Annotated in this window: 15 protein-coding genes and 4 pseudogenes; 11 read left to right on the top strand and 8 right to left on the bottom strand. The window is 55.1% G+C overall.

Going from position 1 to position 17,931, the window contains the following annotated elements; all coding sequences use genetic code 11:
• Positions 1–8: 8 nt before the first annotated feature.
• The 7 genes from ACYZTW_RS21380 (at position 9) to ACYZTW_RS21350 (ending at position 6,943) form a co-directional block, all read left to right on the top strand.
• On the top strand, positions 9–680 hold the full coding sequence (locus ACYZTW_RS21380) for an amino acid ABC transporter permease (RefSeq protein WP_462001689.1): 672 nt from the start codon (positions 9–11) through the stop codon (positions 678–680).
• Between the two features lie 10 nt (positions 681–690).
• Positions 691–1,356 carry an amino acid ABC transporter permease gene (locus ACYZTW_RS21375; RefSeq protein WP_462001688.1) on the top strand — a complete coding sequence of 222 codons (666 nt, stop codon included), beginning with the start codon at positions 691–693 and terminating at the stop codon, positions 1,354–1,356.
• A gap of 22 nt (positions 1,357–1,378) precedes the next feature.
• A complete protein-coding gene (gene dapA, locus ACYZTW_RS21370; protein ID WP_462001687.1) occupies positions 1,379–2,260 on the top strand; it encodes a 4-hydroxy-tetrahydrodipicolinate synthase in 882 nt (293 codons plus the stop codon).
• Between the two features lie 94 nt (positions 2,261–2,354).
• Positions 2,355–3,641 carry an NAD(P)/FAD-dependent oxidoreductase gene (locus ACYZTW_RS21365; protein ID WP_462001686.1) on the top strand — a complete coding sequence of 429 codons (1,287 nt, stop codon included), beginning with the start codon at positions 2,355–2,357 and terminating at the stop codon, positions 3,639–3,641.
• A gap of 8 nt (positions 3,642–3,649) precedes the next feature.
• A complete protein-coding gene (locus tag ACYZTW_RS21360; RefSeq protein WP_462001685.1) occupies positions 3,650–5,131 on the top strand; it encodes an aldehyde dehydrogenase family protein in 1,482 nt (493 codons plus the stop codon).
• Between the two features lie 11 nt (positions 5,132–5,142).
• Entirely contained in the window at positions 5,143–6,165 is a 1,023-nt protein-coding gene (locus ACYZTW_RS21355) for a proline racemase family protein (RefSeq protein WP_462001684.1), read from the top strand.
• Between the two features lie 67 nt (positions 6,166–6,232).
• The gene (locus ACYZTW_RS21350; RefSeq protein WP_462001683.1) at positions 6,233–6,943 is read left to right on the top strand and encodes a GntR family transcriptional regulator; all 711 of its coding nucleotides are present in this window, start codon (positions 6,233–6,235) and stop codon (positions 6,941–6,943) included.
• A 349-nt stretch (positions 6,944–7,292) separates the two neighbouring features.
• Here ACYZTW_RS21350 and ACYZTW_RS21345 read toward each other — a convergent pair whose 3' ends face one another.
• From ACYZTW_RS21345 to tnpA, 4 genes and pseudogenes are all read right to left on the bottom strand, one after another.
• Complete coding sequence (locus ACYZTW_RS21345) at positions 7,293–7,811, bottom strand: cysteine hydrolase family protein (RefSeq protein ID WP_462001682.1); 519 nt, start codon at positions 7,809–7,811, stop codon at positions 7,293–7,295.
• Positions 7,812–8,084: 273 nt separating this feature from the next.
• Positions 8,085–9,613 (bottom strand): annotated as a pseudogene (tnpC, locus tag ACYZTW_RS21340) (IS66 family transposase).
• A 61-nt stretch (positions 9,614–9,674) separates the two neighbouring features.
• A complete protein-coding gene (tnpB, locus tag ACYZTW_RS21335; RefSeq protein WP_462001681.1) occupies positions 9,675–10,010 on the bottom strand; it encodes an IS66 family insertion sequence element accessory protein TnpB in 336 nt (111 codons plus the stop codon).
• Positions 10,007–10,339: an IS66-like element accessory protein TnpA gene (gene tnpA / locus ACYZTW_RS21330; RefSeq protein ID WP_462001680.1), complete on the bottom strand. Its 333-nt coding sequence runs from the start codon at positions 10,337–10,339 to the stop codon at positions 10,007–10,009. The genes tnpB and tnpA overlap by 4 nt, the downstream gene beginning before the upstream one ends.
• A gap of 102 nt (positions 10,340–10,441) precedes the next feature.
• Between tnpA and ACYZTW_RS21325 the strand changes: the two are divergent.
• Positions 10,442–10,710 (top strand): annotated as a pseudogene (locus ACYZTW_RS21325) (bifunctional methylenetetrahydrofolate dehydrogenase/methenyltetrahydrofolate cyclohydrolase); the annotation flags it as partial.
• A 288-nt stretch (positions 10,711–10,998) separates the two neighbouring features.
• On the opposite strand, the gene ACYZTW_RS21320 reads toward ACYZTW_RS21325, so the two are convergent.
• The 4 genes and pseudogenes from ACYZTW_RS21320 to ACYZTW_RS21305 form a co-directional block, all read right to left on the bottom strand.
• Positions 10,999–12,018, bottom strand: a complete 1,020-nt coding sequence (locus tag ACYZTW_RS21320) for a Gfo/Idh/MocA family protein (protein WP_462001679.1) — start codon at positions 12,016–12,018, stop codon at positions 10,999–11,001.
• A 169-nt stretch (positions 12,019–12,187) separates the two neighbouring features.
• Positions 12,188–13,051: a shikimate dehydrogenase family protein gene (locus tag ACYZTW_RS21315; RefSeq protein ID WP_462001678.1), complete on the bottom strand. Its 864-nt coding sequence runs from the start codon at positions 13,049–13,051 to the stop codon at positions 12,188–12,190.
• Between the two features lie 170 nt (positions 13,052–13,221).
• The gene (locus ACYZTW_RS21310; protein ID WP_462001677.1) at positions 13,222–14,658 is read right to left on the bottom strand and encodes an MFS transporter; all 1,437 of its coding nucleotides are present in this window, start codon (positions 14,656–14,658) and stop codon (positions 13,222–13,224) included.
• A 427-nt stretch (positions 14,659–15,085) separates the two neighbouring features.
• A pseudogene (locus ACYZTW_RS21305) lies at positions 15,086–15,595 on the bottom strand (aldehyde dehydrogenase (NADP(+))); the annotation flags it as partial.
• A 23-nt stretch (positions 15,596–15,618) separates the two neighbouring features.
• Between ACYZTW_RS21305 and ACYZTW_RS21300 the strand changes: the two are divergent.
• From ACYZTW_RS21300 to ACYZTW_RS21290, 3 genes and pseudogenes are all read left to right on the top strand, one after another.
• Positions 15,619–16,035: pseudogene (locus tag ACYZTW_RS21300) on the top strand (fumarylacetoacetate hydrolase); the annotation flags it as partial.
• Positions 16,036–16,325: 290 nt separating this feature from the next.
• On the top strand, positions 16,326–17,132 hold the full coding sequence (locus ACYZTW_RS21295) for an IclR family transcriptional regulator (protein ID WP_462001676.1): 807 nt from the start codon (positions 16,326–16,328) through the stop codon (positions 17,130–17,132).
• Entirely contained in the window at positions 17,129–17,929 is an 801-nt protein-coding gene (locus ACYZTW_RS21290; RefSeq protein ID WP_462001675.1) for a 2-keto-4-pentenoate hydratase, read from the top strand. Before ACYZTW_RS21295 ends, ACYZTW_RS21290 begins: the two co-directional genes overlap by 4 nt.
• The last annotated feature ends 2 nt before the right edge of the window (positions 17,930–17,931 follow it).

The raw sequence follows: 17,931 nt of genomic DNA, 5'->3' as shown, positions 1-17,931 counted from the left end.
TCGCGACCATGAATTATGAATTCGACTTTCACTTTCTGGCCGGTAATTTCGGCGTGCTGTGGGATGGCCTGAAGGTCACGTTACAGCTCGCGTTGATATCGAACGTCGTGGGGCTGGTGCTGGGGTTCGGTCTTTGTCTCTTGACGCTGAGCCGATGGTTTTTCATCCGTTGGCCTGCTCAGTTGTTCATCGAGTTCTTTCGTTGCACGCCAGCACTGCTGCAGATCGTGTGGTTCTTCTACTGCTTACCGATGCTGTTCAACGTATTCATTGACCCCATCACCATGGGGGTTCTTGCACTGGGCCTCAATCTCACCGCGTTCAATGCGGAAGCGTATCGGGCAGGTGTACAGGCTGTTCCAAGGGAGCATGAAGACGCTTGTGTGGCTTTGGGGCTTCGCCCCTGGCAGCGAACGATCTATGTGATTTTGCCGCAGGCGTTTCGTACCGCATTGCCGGTATTGATGACCAATGGCATTTCAATCCTTCAGCAGAGTGCGCTGGTCGCCATCGTCGCGGTTGCTGACCTGATGTACGTCGGCAAGAGCATTGCAACAGAGGCGTATCGACCACTGGAAACCTACTCACTAATTGCCTTGATCTACTTCGCTCTGTCACTGCCCATCGCGCAATTGGTGCAGTGGATCGAGCGTCGTCAGGACACTGCGCTCGCGCGCTGAGGAGATCGTCATGCAGCTTGATTTTACGGTCGTCTTTTCTTACTGGCAGGTCTTGGCAAAAGGACTGGCGTTGACGCTGGCTTTCACGGTCAGTTGCGCGGTGTTGGGCAGCGTTTTCGGTTTTCTCTTGAGTCTTCTGCGTCTCTCAAAAAACCGGTTTATCAGCATTCCCACCGGGCTTTATGTAGAGCTCTTTCGCGGCACGCCGTTGTTGATTCAATTGTTCTGGATTTTCTTCTGCTTGCCGGTGGTGTTTGGTATTTCTATTCCACCGTATGTCTCTGTAGTGCTGGCATTGACCTTGTACATGACCGCCATTACCAGCGAGACATTTCGTGGGGCGCTGAAATCCATTCCCAGCGAGCAACACGATGCCTGCACTGCCCTGGGTGTCGCCCAGTGGAACAAGGTGCTCTACGTCATCTTTCCGCAAGCGCTTCTCAGAGCGGTACCTCCGCTTCTTTCCAACGTGGTGAGCCTCTTCAAAGAGAGTGCACTGATTTCATCTGTCGGCATCGCTGACCTGATGTTCGTAGGGCAAAACATTTCGAACAGTACCGCACGCCCGGTGGAGTTTTTATCGGCGGTGGCGGTGATCTATTTCCTGGTGGCATTCCCCCTGACCAGACTGGTCGGGGTGGTCGAGACCCGGATGCTCAAACGCTACGCATACTGACTATCACACTGGAGACTCTCCCATGCAGCAACTTAACGGCATCATGCCGGCCCTGGTGACCCCTTTCGACAAGACCGGCGCAGTTGATTACGACGTGTTGGCATCTTTGGTTGAGTATCAAATCAAGCAGGGTGTAGGCGGTTTAGTACCCTTGGGTTCAACCGGTGAATACTACGCTCTGACCAATGAAGAGCGGCGCAAGGTTATGGCCACCGTTCGAGAGGTCGCCAATGGTCGCGTCATGCTGATTGCCGGTGCGAATGGCTCTTGTACCCGCGAAGTCATCGAGCAGGTCAAACAGGCTCGGGATACCGGGTACAGCAATTTGCTGATTGCTCCGCCGTACTACGCCATCCCGACTCAAGACGAACTCATCGGTCACTACAACGCCATCCTGGATGCGGTACCCGACGTGAACATCGTTTTGTACAACTACCCGATCCGCACAAACGTGGAGGTGGGTTACAGCGTCATGGACGCGCTCAAGGATCATGAGCGCGTCATTGCCATCAAAGAGAGCGCAGGTAACTTGCTGCGTGCCATCGAAATCGATGACCGCTACAAGGGGAAGATCCAGCTCTCGTGCGGTTCTGATGACCAGGCTCTGGACTTCTTCCTATGGGGCGCCACCAGCTGGATCTGTGCGCCAGCGAATTTCCTGGCGCCGCAAATCGTGGCGTTCTATGAAAACTACGTCAGCGGGCAACTCGCGGGTGCGCAGCAAATCGTGCGCTCGCTGTTTCCGCTGATGAACAACCTGGAAAGTGGCAAATTCATTCAAAAGGTTAAGTATGGTTGTGAACTCGCCGGCTTCAATGTCGGCGTAGCGCGCATGCCGTTGTTGCCACTGACCAATGAGGAAAAATCCGAATTTCGCAGGGAGTTCGAAAAGCTTCAGGGCTGATAACGATCCCGCATCGGCGATAAGCGCTGATGCGGACTTTTTAGTCGCTGATAAATGTCCATGCATGCAGGTTCTGCGCTAATCGAGAGTCTTTATGATCACTATGCAACCGCCCACCCATCAGACCTTCAATGGCGAGGCAGCCGTCGTTATTGGCGGTGGCATTGTCGGTGTGTGCTGCGCTTTGTATCTGCAACGCGAAGGTTACCGAGTCACGTTGGTCGATCCTCAGGCGCCGGGTGACAGCACCGCCAAGTGGAGTTGTGGGCAGATGGCGGTGAGCGAGGTTATTCCTCTGTCCAAGCCGGGAATTCTTAAAAAAATACCTGCCTGGCTGCTTGATCAAAAGGGCCCCTTGGCTCTGCGACCAAGCGCTTTGCCTGGGATTTTGCCTTGGTTTCTGCGTTTCGTTGCTTGTGCTCGTCATTCGCGCATAGTCGAAATCGCCAATGAGATGGCGACATTGACTCACCACGTCTACGAAGACTACGCGCCGTTACTGGAGCGATGCGCTGACAAAGCGTTAATGGGCGAACGTCCAATCATTGAGGTATTTGACACCCCTGAGGGGTTAGCCCAAGAGGGGCCCCATATGGAATTACGTCGATCCTTGGGTTTCAAATCCGAAGTGCTGGATCGTGCGGCAATATCGGATCTTGAACCTGCGTTGGCTGGAAAATTCAGTCACGGTTTATTGTTCCCTGATTGGCGCGCGGTCAGTGATACCAAAGGATTTATCGCCGCCCTCACGCAAAGTTTCATCGAGCAGGGAGGCGTCCGCGTTCGTGGGCAGGTCGAAAAAATAGACGAGATCTCTGACCGTGCCAGCGGCGTCACATTGGTCAACGGTGAGCGTTACAAAGCTGACCACGTCGTCATCGCAGCTGGCACCGGTTCAAGTCGGTTTTTCTCCCAGATTGGTGGTTCAGTGCCACTTGCAGGCATCGCTGGATACCAGGTGCTGTTACCCCACTCGGGCGTGGAAGTCCGTCACTCGGTTATTTATGCCGATGGCGGATTCTGTTTTGCACCGATGACTCGGGGACTACAGATCGGCGGCACCATCGAGTTCTCCGGGCCCAACGCCGAACCGAATTTCAAACGTGCCGAAATCATTCTGGAAAAGGCCCGCAAAATCCTTCCGCAGCTGAAACTCGACGATATCGAATACGGCATTGGTTACCGGCCATTTTTACCGGACACAAAGCCTGTGATTGATCGAAGCTCGCGACTAAAAAATGTCTTCCTTGCGTTCGGCCATGGCCAGCTTGGACTGACGCTTGGGGCAACGACTGGACGCCTCATCACCGACATGGTCGCCGGGCGCCAACCTGCACAAGACTTGACTCCATTCAGCGCCAAACGCTTTGCGTTCAACTGAGGTTCATTATGAAATCCTACGACCATCTCTACATCGACGGCCAATGGGTAAAGCCTGTCAAAGGCGGCACTTTCGCCACTATTGATCCTAGTAATGAATCGGTTTTTGCTCATGTTGCCGCGGCCACTGCAACGGATGTCGACCTGGCAGTACAAGCGGCACGGAGAGCCTTCGACGACGGCCCTTGGCCGCAGATGGCCGGCGCCGAAAGGGCAGTCGTTTTACGCCGCATCGCAGCGGGTATTCGGGAGCGCCTGGACGTTCTTGCAGAGATCGAGGTGCGTGACAATGGGAAGCCTCTGCCGGAGGCTCAATGGGATATTGGTGATACGGCTGGGTGCTTCGAATTCTATGCCGACCTCGCAGAGGAACTCGATGTTCAGCAAGAAAAGCGGGTCAACCTTGCTGATGAGCGATTCAGCTGCATAGCTCGCAAGGAGCCGATGGGTGTGGCGGGGGCGATCATTCCCTGGAACTTCCCGATGCTGATGGCCGCATGGAAGGTGGCACCTGCTTTGGCTGCTGGTTGCTGCATGGTGCTCAAACCTTCGGAGCTAACACCTATGACGGCGCTGGAATTGGCTGACATTGCACATGGGGCTGGTCTGCCGGCAGGTGTATTGAACGTGGTAACTGGCTTGGGGCCTGATGCAGGCGCTCCCCTGAGTGAGCATCCAGGGATCGACAAGTTAGCGTTCACCGGCAGTGTCCCAACCGGTTCCAAGATCATGCAAGCAGCAGCTCGCGATATCAAAAACATCAGTCTTGAGTTGGGTGGTAAATCACCTTTCATCATTTTTGATGACAGCGACATTGAAGCGGCTGTCGAGTGGATCATGTTCGGAATCTTTTGGAACCAGGGGGAGGTGTGCTCGGCGACCTCACGCGTCCTGGTGCAACGAGGCCTGTATGAGCCCTTGCTCAAACGCCTGGTCGAGGAGACGAGTAAGCTCAGTATTGGTGATGGATTGAAGGAAGGGGTGCTGCTCGGGCCTTTAGTCAGCAGTGTTCAATACACCAAGATTTTGGAAGCCGTTGCACGTGGCCAGGAAGAGGGTGCAACTCTGCTGTACGGTGGCACTAGACCTTCGCATTGCGAATCGGGGTACTTCCTGACACCCGCTATCTTTGCGGATGTGCCAGTGAATAGCTGGATCTGGAATGAAGAGATTTTTGGCCCAGTGGTCTGTGTACGTCCATTCGATGATGAGGTCGAGGCGTTGAAGAGTGCCAACGACTCGCGGTTTGGACTGGCTGCAGCAGTCATGTCGAAAGACCTGGTGCGGGCAGAGCGGGTCGCACGCCGTCTCCGGGCGGGAATTGTCTGGATCAATTGCTCTCAACCGACGTTTACCGAAGCACCTTGGGGTGGATACAAGCAAAGCGGTATTGGTAGAGAGTTAGGTGAGTGGGGGCTGAATAATTACCTCGAAACCAAACAGATCACCCGTTACGACAGCGATCAACCTTGGGGCTGGTACATCAAGTAAGGGAGGACGTCATGCGCTGGAAGAAAACGCTTCAAATGGTCGACGTGCATTGCGAAGGCGAGATCGGCAAAGTCATCACTGGAGGTGTCCTCGACATCCCCGGCAAGACCATGCTCGACAAGATGAACTATATCAATGAGGTGGACGATAGCCTTCGTCGCCTGGTGGTTCTGGAGCCACGCGGATGCCTGCAGATGTCGGTCAATCTGTTGCTCCCGCCTACGCGTCCTGAGGCCCAGGCAGGCTTCATTGTTTTGCAGGCTGACAAGGCTCATCCGATGTCGGGTAGTAACTGTATCTGCGTCGTCACGGCATTACTTGAGCTTGGCATTTTAGCGATGGAGGAGCCGTACACAACCGTTGTACTGGATACTCCAGCCGGCCTGGTTACCGCGCGTGCGCAATGTGCCAATGGCCGCTGTGTGAGTGTTTCGCTGGATATGGTGCCGTCGTTTGTGGAACATCTGGATGCTGTTATACAAACTGACGAGTTTGGCCCCATCAAAGCGGATATCGCATTTGGTGGTGTTTATTACGCCCTGATCGATGTTGAGCAGGTCGGGCTGAGTATCGAGCCAAGTAAGGCCCGCGAACTTGCAGATGCGGGGGTGCGCTTGAGACGCGTCATCAACGAGCAGGTGTCTGTGAAGCATCCGCTGATCGATAGTCTGAATGAGGTCGCGTATGTGATGTTCCGCAACCGTATCGATCAATTCACTTGGCAAACCTGCACGACATTGCCCCCAGGTCGCGTAGATCGCTCTCCATGCGGTACTGGCAGCTCAGCGAACCTTGCGACCCTGAGTGCCCGTGGTCAGGTGACGCCAGGCGATCAACTGATTTCTCGTTCAACTATTGGGGGCGAGTTCAAGGTCGAGCTTCTAGGTTTGACGGAAGTTGGAGATCGGGCGGCAGTGCTGCCTCGAATAACCGGGCGAGCTTGGGTGTATGGCATGCATCAAATTGGTGTCGACCCTGATGATCCGCTCGCCGATGGATTTATGTTGAGCGACACCTGGGGCGAAGGTTTCTAACCGAGCTATGGCTGGTGTTAGGCTTACGTTCGGTCAAACGACCAGCCAGTACCCTGAGAGCTACTCAATGAGCAAAGATACCCCAGAGAACAACGGAAGCATCAAACGCCATGGCGGGCGCTACATCTACGAAGAGCTTCGTAGACAAATTCTAACGCTCAAGCTCAAGCCAGGATCGCCACTGGATGAGGTGTCGTTGGCTGCACAGTTTGGTCTTTCCCGTTCTCCGGTAAGGGATGCGCTGGCGCGACTCATCAGCGAGGGGCTGGTCACCATCCTGCCCAACAGGACAACGTTGGTAACGCCGTTCGAGATAGAGGATTTCCCCAACTACATTTCGGCGCTCGATCTCATTCAAAGAGCCGTCACGCGGCTGGCTGCGACTCAGCATAATGAGGAGGATCTGGAGCGGATACGCACGGCTGACGCCGCCTATCTCGATGCAGTTACCTCGGGGGATTTCCAGGCGATGTCGGAGACGAACAAAGCCTTTCACATTGCCATTGCTCAGGCAGGCAAAAACCCCTACTTCATCAGTTACTACGAGAAGCTGTTAGGAGAGGGGCAAAGACTTGCGCATTTGCATTTTGATTACATCATCAGTGCTGCGAGCACTACCACACGTCTAGGTCGTGATCATGATGAAATTATTGAGGCTATCGCTGCTCGAAATCCCGACGAGGCTGAGCAAGCAGCTCACGAGCATACAATGCTCTTCCAGCGCCGTTTTCTCGCTTATATGCAGCAAAATCTGACCCAAGCTGTTTCGGTGAAGTAGACAACTTTTTATAGTTGTTCCGAACGAAGGCTATGAGCTGGTTATTTTCGAGTCCTGGCTGACCAAGTGATTTCGGTTTGAGTACAAGAAAGGGCCCTTCGAGGGCCCTTTTTTGTTGGATGAAGTTATAGGTATGGGGGATAAAAATGTAGGCGTTCCGGCAATACATCTTGCGGCACATCACCAAGTGTGACGGTGTTCGTAGTCTGATACACAGAGCCTCGGCCAATTTTTCATCAATAAAATCGACCCATAGCAGATACTTAACGGCTCATTAAGACGTGCGGGAATGTCGTATGGTGCCAGTGCTTACGGCAAGTCATGCGCATTCCCGCACTTTCGGGCTCTGCTAGAAGCTCCACTCCTCAGCCCGAACTAGCTGGCAGAACGGCCCATCAAGAGTTGCATTGTGATGCGCGACGATGTTCTCAGCTTTCATCACTGGCGTGTCTGAACAGGTATGGCCTTCGGCGATGAGTACCGCATCGAAGCCTAGATCACGAGCAGCACGGCAGGTGCTGTCGACGCAGTATTGAGTTTTCATCCCAGTGACTACCACACCGGTAGCGCCGCAAGAGCGCAAATTGTCAGCTAGGTCGGTCATTTCAAAGGCGTTGGGCCGCCGTTTTTCGAACACCACTTCTCCACCCAGCAACTTCAGTTCCTGTGCAACCATCGTAAGCGGGCTGCCTGGTTCGATTGGAGATCCAGCGGGCCCGATGTGGCGCGCGAGAAAAATCGGAGCGCCTGCGCTGCGTGCCTTGTCCATCAGGGTATTCAGTGTTTCCAACAACTCTTCGCAGCGCCATAGTTTTTCCGGGCCGTGAACAAGCCCGACTTGGATATCGAGTATCAACAGGGCGTACATGGGTGCATCTCCTTGCGTTTGAGCCAGCGACACAAGGGCATAAAAAAGGCCCTGTCCATCGCTGGCGGGCCTTTGAAGTTCGTCTGCTATCGGCTCACGAAACCTCGCACGCTCCGCTTTCAGCGGTCGTGGTGGTGGTAGTCGAGGTGAGGCAATAGGTAGTCATGAATCGACACTAGCAATATCGCAGCGAGCTGACAAGCCAAGATCCTAGAGTGAGTGCTTTTGGCAGATGGGGTAGTGTAAGTTTACGGATATCAGGTCTTGTGTAACTCAGGCAGGCTGCCAGTTATGCGGCAGCAACTGGTCTATTTCACTCGACCGCTGCGTCGGCAGGCGCGTGAGTACGTCCTTCAAATAGGCATACGGATCATGCCCATTCAGCCGCGCCGACTGGATCAAACTCATGATCGCAGCCGCCCGTTTTCCGCTGCGTAGCGATCCTGCGAAGAGCCAATTTTTACGTCCAAGAGCCCAGGGGCGGATCTGGTTTTCTCACACCAGTTGTTATCAATGGGTACGGCCCCGTCGTCGAGGTAGCGCGATAGCGCTGCCCAGCGTTTGAGGCTGTAATCCAGGGCTCTGCTGATCGCCGAACCTTCGGGCACGAGGTCACGCTGGGCGATCATCCAAGCATGCAGCATATTCATCACGGGTACGGCTTTTTCTTGTCGTATTCGGCGCCGTAAATCCGGTTCCAGGTCGCGGACTTCGCTCTCGATTTCGTACAACAACTGGATATAGCGCAAGGCTTGCTCGGCGAGCATGCTCTTGTTGGTAGCGTGCAGTTCGAAGAACTTACGTCGGGCATGCGCCATGCAGCCGATCTCAGTCACGCCGAGTTCAAAGCTGGCCTTGTAGCCACCAAAATCATCGCAGACCAGCTTACCCCTCCAGTCTCTCAGGAAGTTGCGAGCATGCTCACCTGCGCGGCTGGGGCTGAAGTCGTAAACCACTGCAGCCAAGTCCGAGAATTGGCTGGTGGCATAGGCCCACACATAAGAACGGTGGGTTTTCTTCGAGCCCGGAACGAGCATCTGCACCGGTGTTTCATCGGCGTGGATCACCTGCTGCCCAAGCACCACGTCGCGCAGCGCGTCGACCAGCGGCTGCAACTGCACGCCAGTTACGCCCACCCATTGAGCCAGTGTTGAGCGTGGAATCGCCAAGCCCGCTCGACCGAAGATCGACTCCTGACGGTAAAGAGGCAGGTGGTCGGCAAACTTGGCGATCATGACGTGGGCCAGCAGCCCGGCGGTTGGGATGCCCTTGTCGATGACCTGCGCCGGAGCCGGTGCCTGGATCAGGGTTTCGCAGTCATCGCAGACCCATTTGCCACGCACATGGCGTTCAACGGTGAACACGCCGGGCGTGTAGTCCAGCTTCTCGCTGACATCCTCACCGATGCGCTTGAGTGCGCAGCCGCATGGGCGGTGAGTATTGTCCGGTTCGTGATGGATCAAAGTGCGTGGAAACTCAGCCGGCAATGCAGTGCGCTTGGGCTTCTGCTTTTTCTCGGTCGCCGCTGGTGCTGTTTGCAAGGCTTGAAGCTCTGCTTCAATCGCTGCGATATCGGTATCAATCAGGTCATCGAGCAAGCTGGCCTGTTCAGGATTCATCTGCTCGCTGCGTTTGGCAAACTTCAAGCGCTTGAGCTGTGCGATCTCGTGGGTCAGCTTCTCGATGACCGTCTGGTCGTGATTGATTTTCTTGCCCATGGTGTCGACCTGCGACAGCAACTGCGCTGCCAAGGCACGCAATTGGTCGGGGGACATTTGGTCGAGATTGGGCGAAGAAGTCATGCTGCGGATTTTGCCAGAGCAGGCGGTTCGCGGCGATAGACCGATAGGCTAATGGCAGCCGTTAAAGCAGTGTGATCGCGCCGCTAGAGCCCGCGCGTTGCCAGGGCAGCCCCACTACCAGGGCTTGGAGTTGCTCGGAATCCAACTGCATTTCAGAGCCATGGCGAATACCTGGCCAGTGGAACTTCCCCTGGTTCAGTCGACGAGCAGCCAGCCAGACCCCGAAGCCGTCGTGCACCAGAACTTTCATGCGAGTGGCGCGACGGTTGGCGAACAGATAAGCACAATGCGGCTGCGCCGCACCGAACACCGCGATCACTCTGGCTAATGCCGTTTCGGTACCCGCGCGCATATCCATCGGCTCCGTGGCGAGCCAGATGGAATCGATGCGGATCATCGCAGTAAGTCTCGAAGAAAGGTTGCGCAGGCAGCAGCATTTTCAGTTGGCCAGTTCACTTTGACGGTGCCACGCGGGTGCTGGATTTCAACACAGATATTCGGCGATGGAGCTTGCGAATTTGCTCCGGTCAGCGGCATGGGGAGCGGAATAAATGCAGGTTGCAGCGTCGTGCTTTTCTGCTCTTGCAGCCGAATCCATTTGTGGACGAGGTTTGCGTTGAGGCTATGGCTAAGCGCGATGCTGGCAATAGAAGCGCCGGGCTGGGCACACTCTTGAATGACCTGGGCCTTGAAGGACTTGGAATAGGAACGGCGTGTTGGCTGCATGAAATACCCGCTTAAAAGGCTAGAACTGGTGCCCACTTAAATTTAAGTGCACACCATGTCGTAGCTTTGCGGGGTTGGGTAGATGACTTGGCCGGACGGATACTAACAATCGCTCACAGCAAAACCATAGATCTACGAGATCGGTGTCGTGAGGCGGATATCATGGTTGTGGCAACTGGGGTTCCGCAGATGATCTCGGGCAGTTGGATCAAGCCAGGTGCCACAGTCATCGATGTCGGGATCTCTAGAATCAATCTCGAGGATGGCCGTACTCGATTGGTCGGCGATGTAGATTTCGATGGCGCATGTAAAAACGCGGGGCCATCACTCCTGTGCCTGGTGGAGTAGGGCCTATGACCATCGCTTGCTTGCGAACACACTTACAGCTGCGAAGCGTCAGATCGAATCGCCCCCTGTTGGGTGAGTCGCAGTGTAGATTTCAGCGTTCCAATGTTGAGGGCCCTCAAGGCCCATTCAGAGGCAGCTTTCGCTGCCTTTTTTTATGTTTACAGATCCAGGACCCAGCCCCCATTCTTCGACAACATATCGATATGGAGACCGGAAAATTATGCGCCCCCATCAGCTCGATCTGAAAAAGACAACGGCACAAATCACAGTTGTTAGCTGCTCAGGTGTCCGATTCAGCTCGGCGGCTCAAATTATTCAGGCGTCTGCGTAAGCGTCAAAAGCGTACCTCCTTGCCGAGCTGAAGCGTAGGCCGCGTCCATGACCTGCATGATTGCCTCGGCGTCGCGTAATGATGCAATTGGCTTGGCTCCGTTACGGCATTCAGCAAGCACTTGCTTGACGAACAGTGGGTAATAGACGTCTGTGTCCAGTTGTAGTCGGCGGCTTCGAGTGCCGGCCGCGAGGTTCTGTCGATCCCTTATTTCGATTCGGTCGGGACCGGATTTGGCATACATGTGATCAGATGAAAGGGTGAAGGAGAACTCGCGCTGCTCGTCGGCGGTACTGGGGAAACTGTATCCCGTTTCCACAACACCGATCACGCCATCTTCAGTCTGCAGGGTCAATAACGAATAGTCTTCGACGGCACCCCGATGCGTTAGTGAATTCATGACGGCTGAGACTCGCGATACCTCTTTACCGGTCAATAGTCTGAAAAGATCTATGAAATGCGTAGCCACGTTGATCGTGGATCCGCCTCCTGAAAAAGCGGGATCGATGGCCCAGCCTGAGCCTGCAGTTTCATAACGAGCGGGTGGACCTACGATGAAACGGAAAGACATGTAGTTGAAGTCCGCGGTCAAGCGTCCCTCAGCATCTTGCAGAGCACTAAGCAGTTCACTCATGCGGAAGATCAGCGGTACAGCACAGTAGAGATTGGCTTGCTCGGCCAGCTCACGTAGCCGTGTGACCTGTGCCATGTTGATGCCGCAGGGCTTTTCCAGGGCAAAGGGAATGTTTCGTGCGATCACGGCTTCTGCCAGCGACGGCATTTCCGAATGCCTGCCGAACACGAAAGCAAAATCGACCTCCTCGCGTTCAAGCAACTCATAGGATGAGCTATACAACGCGCATTTGAATCGCTCGGCAATTGCCTCACCCTTCACGTGCTCCGAATCCGATACGGCCACCACTTGGACCCCATTGGCCTCAAGAGCATTCAAATAAAGGGGGACATGCCAATGGCTGACCTCCAGCAATGCAACTTTCATACGTACTCACTCCTGGCGCGGTACAAGCAGACATTTGGAATGGGAAATGCTCAGGTTGAAAATGATCGCCCTATAGGTTTCAGCGGCTTCGGAATCATTCACAGTCTTTCCCTTTATTCGATTCGATGACAACGGGTCTTTTTCCTGTTTTCTCCGTAGCGCTGCTACGTCAACGGCCGACATCCCTTGCCGACGGCAACAATAATTCGGCATCGACTGCTGTTACGTTATCGGGGTGGTAATCGAACCCAAGGAAGCGCAGTGCAAGCAACGCCTGGCCTTTGTGCATGGGACCCCCGTCCTGGGTACGACAACCTCTTTTACGCGCAGCATCGCAAAGCGGTGTTGAGTCCGGCGAGTTGATGATATCCACGACGAGGGTGCCGGGTACGAGTCGCTCAGGATCCACAGGCATAGGATCATTCTTGCTCATGCCAAGCGGAGTGGCATTGATCACGATTTCATAGCCATGTGGGTCGGGTGGGCCAGAAAGCGTGATGCAACCTGTTTCGGCAGCAACGGCTTTCGCCAGATCCTCGGCTCGGTGTTCGTCGACATCGGAGATAGTGAGCGATCTAGCACCCGCCGACGCGACGGCAAAGGCTATCGCTCTGCCTGCGCCTCCAGCACCGACCAAAAGAACGTTTTTGTTCGCAGGATGGTTGCCTTCCCATTGCATGCCAAGAACACAGCCGAGGCCATCGAATACGGCTCCGACCCAACGTCCGTCTGTCTCGCAACGAATGACGTTGATTGCACCGACTTGACGCGCAGTCGGATGAAGTTCGTCGACAACATCCAGCATCCTTTGCTTGTGAGGCATGGTGACCAGGATGCCGGCGAGATTGTTCAGCGCTCTGGCACCCGCCACGAACGAGGACAGGTCATCGGCCTCGACCTCGAATGGAATACAAACCGCGTCTGCCTGCTGTTCTATAAAGAGCCGGTTGAATAATTGCGGAGACTTGGCAGCCGTCAGTGGATGGCCGACCAATCCATAAAGCCGAGTTGTTCCTGTGATATGTGAGGCCATGGTTGCCTGATATTTGATGATGGCAGGGGGAGCAGACTTGCTCGGTTTTAGGGAATCTACAGCGTCGGCGATTAGGCAAGGGTAATCACCTGACCTATGACGATGCTCTGCTCGTCCAAACTGTAAGGGGGCGAAAACCTAATGTCGCCCCAACATGATCACCGGAGTCGTTAGGAGTGCGCTTGGCTAGCCAAGTCTTTTGGCGCGCCTGTCTTGGGCGCCTCCGACATCGCTGCGGCCCGCATACGATCATATTCATCCTTGGCGATAGGCACTGCGCCGCGCTTGCCAAGATCCTCAAGCCGAATCCGGTATGTTTCACGTGTAGTGAGCGCCGCGATCACAGCGACAACACAGATACCTAATGTTAGAGAACCGATTTTCAGTGGGATGTTGTCGGAGCCTGGGGGCGCAACAGTGACGAAAAGTGCTGGAAGAAACGCAGTCATTGCGGTTCCGATGTTCTGTCCGATGGCCATGCCAGTTACACGAACTCGAGTACGGAACAACTCGGGAAAGAGGCTTGGAAATATGGCGTTGTAACCCTGATAGGCGACGCCCCACATGAGTACGGACAGAACCAGCGAAAGCCACAGGTTATGGATGCTGATAGCGTACAGATAGGCGTACGAGAGTAGCCCTGCGCAGAGCACGCCAACAATGAGTGGGGGCCTGCGCCCGATCTTGTCTGAAAGGTTACCAACGAAGGGGATCAGAATCACCGCACACAGGTTACCCAACAGTGGAATCCACAAATAGACGCCAGCGGGAAAACCGATTCCATAGGCCGGTTGGACCGCATAGGTGGCGCCGAATACCGAGGCGACAATGGCGATCACCGCGGCAAGTGCCATGCAGATCACACGCAAGAGATCCCCCCAGCTCTGCCGGATGACTTCGACAACTGGCAGAACAGTAGCTGATTCGCCTTGCTTTTTTTGCTCGGCAAATGCAGGTGTCTCATCGACCTGGCGGCGAATGATATATCCCATGATGACTACGATGACGCTGAGCAGGAACGGAATCCGCCAACCCCAGGAAGCGAACTGATCCGCAGGCATAAAATGAGCGAGAGGCAAGAAGACTGCTGCCGCGAGCAGTTGCCCGGCCTGAACCCCTTGGAGGGTAAAGCTCGCGAAGTAACCACGGCGACCGGACGGGGCGTGTTCGAGAATCATGGAACTGGCGCACGAGATCTCCCCGGCCACCGCAAAACCCTGAATCAGGCGCAACGTCACAAGCAGCGCCGGCGCCCAGATCCCGATCTGCTGGTACGTTGGCAGAAGTCCGATACACATCGTCGAGAATCCCATCAGGAACATGCAGTAAACCAGAACCGTTTTACGGCCGTGGCGATCACCCAAATGCCCTAGGACGACAGCGCCTATTGGCCGGGCGATATAGCCCACACCAAAGCTGGCCAGCGAGGCAATGATGCCGACCGTTGGGTTGTCAGACGGAAAAAAGAGCTGTGGAAACAGCAAGGCCGCCGCGGTCGCATAGATAAAGAAGTCGTAATACTCCAGTGCCGAGCCGATCCAACCGCTAGCTGCGGCTTTCTTTGACTGGCTTTTGGAATGAGCGTCGATCGGTTTGCTCTGCTTCATAACGTGTCTCCGGTTTCTCATTTGTTGTTATTGTAACTTCGTTCCATCAGTAATTCTGTTACTAGATCCGCCGCCTTGTCAAGGGAGTCATTCCTTGATCGATCAAGGCGTGACACTGGTTATTTGTAAGGTGCTGAGTTCATACGTCTGACGTCGTCGCCAAGCCGCACGAGCACGCTAAAGCCCGCTCGTGCAATTGAGCGAACAGGGTGCAAGAGGATGAGCAGGCTCCCAGGCGTCAAGCTGTCAGCACTGTTGCTTCATATAGAGCGCAATGGCTCCAACGTCAGGTTTTTAACGTTGTAGTACGTTGCTCTGCAAAAGCTGGGTGTGTCAGCGCAAGGTGACCCTAAGGCGCACTAGCTCCGCGCGCCTTGGGAGAATCGGAAATCAATTCGTCTGCATGTCGCCTTGCACGTTTGCCAACCTACAAGCTATCTCGCGAGAGATGACCGTCGACGAGCCTCGAAATGTTCAACGGATTCGCGTTCTTGAGAGCATCGGGAAGCAATGCATCAGGGTGGTTTTGGAAGCAGACTGGTCTCAGGAAGCGGTCGATGGCCAAGGTGCCGACCGAGGTGCCGCGACTATCGGAAGTCGCAGGATAAGGGCCGCCGTGCACCATTGAATCGCAGACCTCGACACCCGTTGGGTAGCCATTGATGAGGATGCGACCAACCTTCATCTCCAACAAAGCAGCCAACTCTACGAATTGCGTAAGGTCTTCTGGTTCACCAATCAAGGTTGCGGTCAATTGTCCGTGAAGGGCATTGATGGCCGCGTTGAGCTGCGCCTGGTCAACGACCTCGATGAAGATAGACGTGGGCCCGAAGATTTCTTCTTGAAGAACCGTGTCGCCGTTAAGCAGCAACTCTACGTCGGCCCTGAACAACTGTGGCTGGGCCTGGTGACCCTGTTGGTTGCTGCCCGCCAGGTGCACTGCCCGTGCAGGTTCTGTAAGCCAGCTGCATAGCTACGCAGGGTGTTCGTCTGTTCGATGAAGCGTTTACGCTTGATGACGTGCGCAATTGCATTGTGGATTTGCAAGTTCAGGGCGACGACGGCTTTATCCTTCAAGGCAGCAGTTCCATGGCGCTGATCAGCCGTGATCCGTTGGATCTCGTGGCTCAGACTGTCGGCGGCGATCACCAATACCCTGATGGCTTCATGCTTTTTCTTGGGACCTTGTTCGCGCCTACCCAAGATCGTGAAGAGCCGGGAAGCGGCTTTACGCATAAGCAGGGGGATGAGGTCAGCATAAGTAGCCCGTTGCTGGGCACGCTTCGCAACACAGTCACCTACAGCCGCGAGGCTGCGCCCTGGACTTTCGGCTTGCGAGCGATGATGCACAATCTTGCTGCCCGCGGGCTTTTGTAAGTAAGGCAGGAGGGTGAGATGCATTGGGCCTTCTTCCGCAAAGATTGAACATACACAGGCGCACGTCTATTGATAAAAAGAGCCGGATCCGAAGGGTTCGGTTTTTTAAATCCGTCAGGCGCCCCCACTTCCTAGAGACCGCCCGCGCGTCCAACTCTGACTCGATGAGGCCAACCAGATACAAGTGGGTTTGACTTATCGGGTGGCGCCTGCATACTATTGGAACGTCGTTCCAGTACGAACAATGTTGCTCACATTCACTTCATTGTCAAAGATAAGTCGAGAAAAATATGAGAGTCGTCAAAGGTGCTGTCGACCGCTGCCTGGAAGCTATTGAGCTGTTGGCGCGTGAAGCTCGCTGGATGCGGATGTCCGATATCGCAGCCGAGCTGGGGTTGGAAAAGGGGCCCGCTCATCGAGTGCTTGCTCAATTAGTCGAGCAAGGGTGGGCAGAGCAGGATGAGGCCACCTCCCAATACCGCTTGACACTGAAGCTTGCACTGTTGGGGCAGCGCTATTTACATGGAATTGGCTTGCCTGAATTGGTCCAGCCGATCATTGAGCAAGTGGCTGTTCAATGTCATGAGTTGGTGCGGTTGACGGTGGTCAACGAGGGCACCTTGTCCTGGCTGTCTTCGGCCCAAGGCGCCGCGCCGGGACTCATGTATTCGCCGGCCATGGATAAGCCGATCAATCTCTACGCCACCGCCAATGGCAAGGCCTGGCTGGCATCAATGCCTGATGAACTGGCCATTGAGCATGCGCTGCGTAGCGGATTGGGGAAAGCTGACGCCGGGATGGGGCAGGGGCCGAAAGCGATCAACAGCATCGAAGGTTTGTTGGCCGAGCTCGCTCTGACTCGAAAGCGCGGGTATGGCTTGGTCATTGAAGAAGCCGAGGCGGGTGTTTGGGCAATTGCCGTACCGGTCAGGCTGATTCCGTCCGGTACTGTGGTCGGCACGATGAGTATCGCCGGCCCGGTCTTGCGTATGCAGCCTGAACGTTATGACGAATTGCATGCTCTGCTGGAAGATGCAGCTAACAAGCTGGGTACGGTTTGGCCGCGCCAGAACAGCGTTCATTCGGAGAACGTATGAGCCAGCTCGCACCTGCATGGACCGAGGCGGGGCCAGGGTTGGAAGTCGCCGCTGCCGCTCTGGTCCGTGCACGGCTAGAGGGTGTTCGGCTGGCATCCTTGCCAGGCCCGAACCTGCCAAGCAGCCTCGCACAAGGTTTTGCCATTCAGCAGCATGTGGGGCCATTGGCTGGAAAAACCGTGGGGGGGTGGAAGTGTGCGTTACCCCCGGCTGGCAAGTGGATCGTTGCCCCGATCTACAGCGACAGCATCGTAAAAGGCGAACGTTACCAACTGGCCGCCGACGCCGATAAGGCGCGCATCGAGCCTGAACTGGCGTGCGTCCTGGCCCATGATTTGCCGGCTCGTGTCGAGCCTTATACAACTGAAGAGATCGTTGCTGCGATCAGCGACGTGCACTTGGCATTGGAAGTGATCGATTGCCGTTATACCGATCCACACTCACTGCCGTTCGAGCAATTGCTCGCGGACGGTCTATTCAATCACGGCCTGGTACTTGGGGCGCCAATCACGCTGTCGAACTCTGCGAGCATGCCCTCTGAACTGGATATCACCCTGAGCGATGCAACGGCAGAGCTTCTGAATATCAAGGGCCGCCATCCGGACGGGGATCCGTTGTTGCCGATCGTATGGCTGGCCAATTTTCTGTCTACACAAGGGATAGGGCTGCAAGCAGGGCAGGTGATTATCACCGGGTCCTATGCAGGTGTTCTCGATGTGCCCGTTAATCAGCCACTGCATGTTCAGTTCGGCGAAGCAGGCTCATTGTCTGTCCATTTCTCAACGCTGGAGGAGTAACA

The organism is Pseudomonas sp. LB3P25 (genome assembly GCF_054897985.1).
The sequence above is the reverse complement of the archived record's forward strand: the minus strand, read 5'-3'. Positions and strand labels throughout refer to the sequence as shown.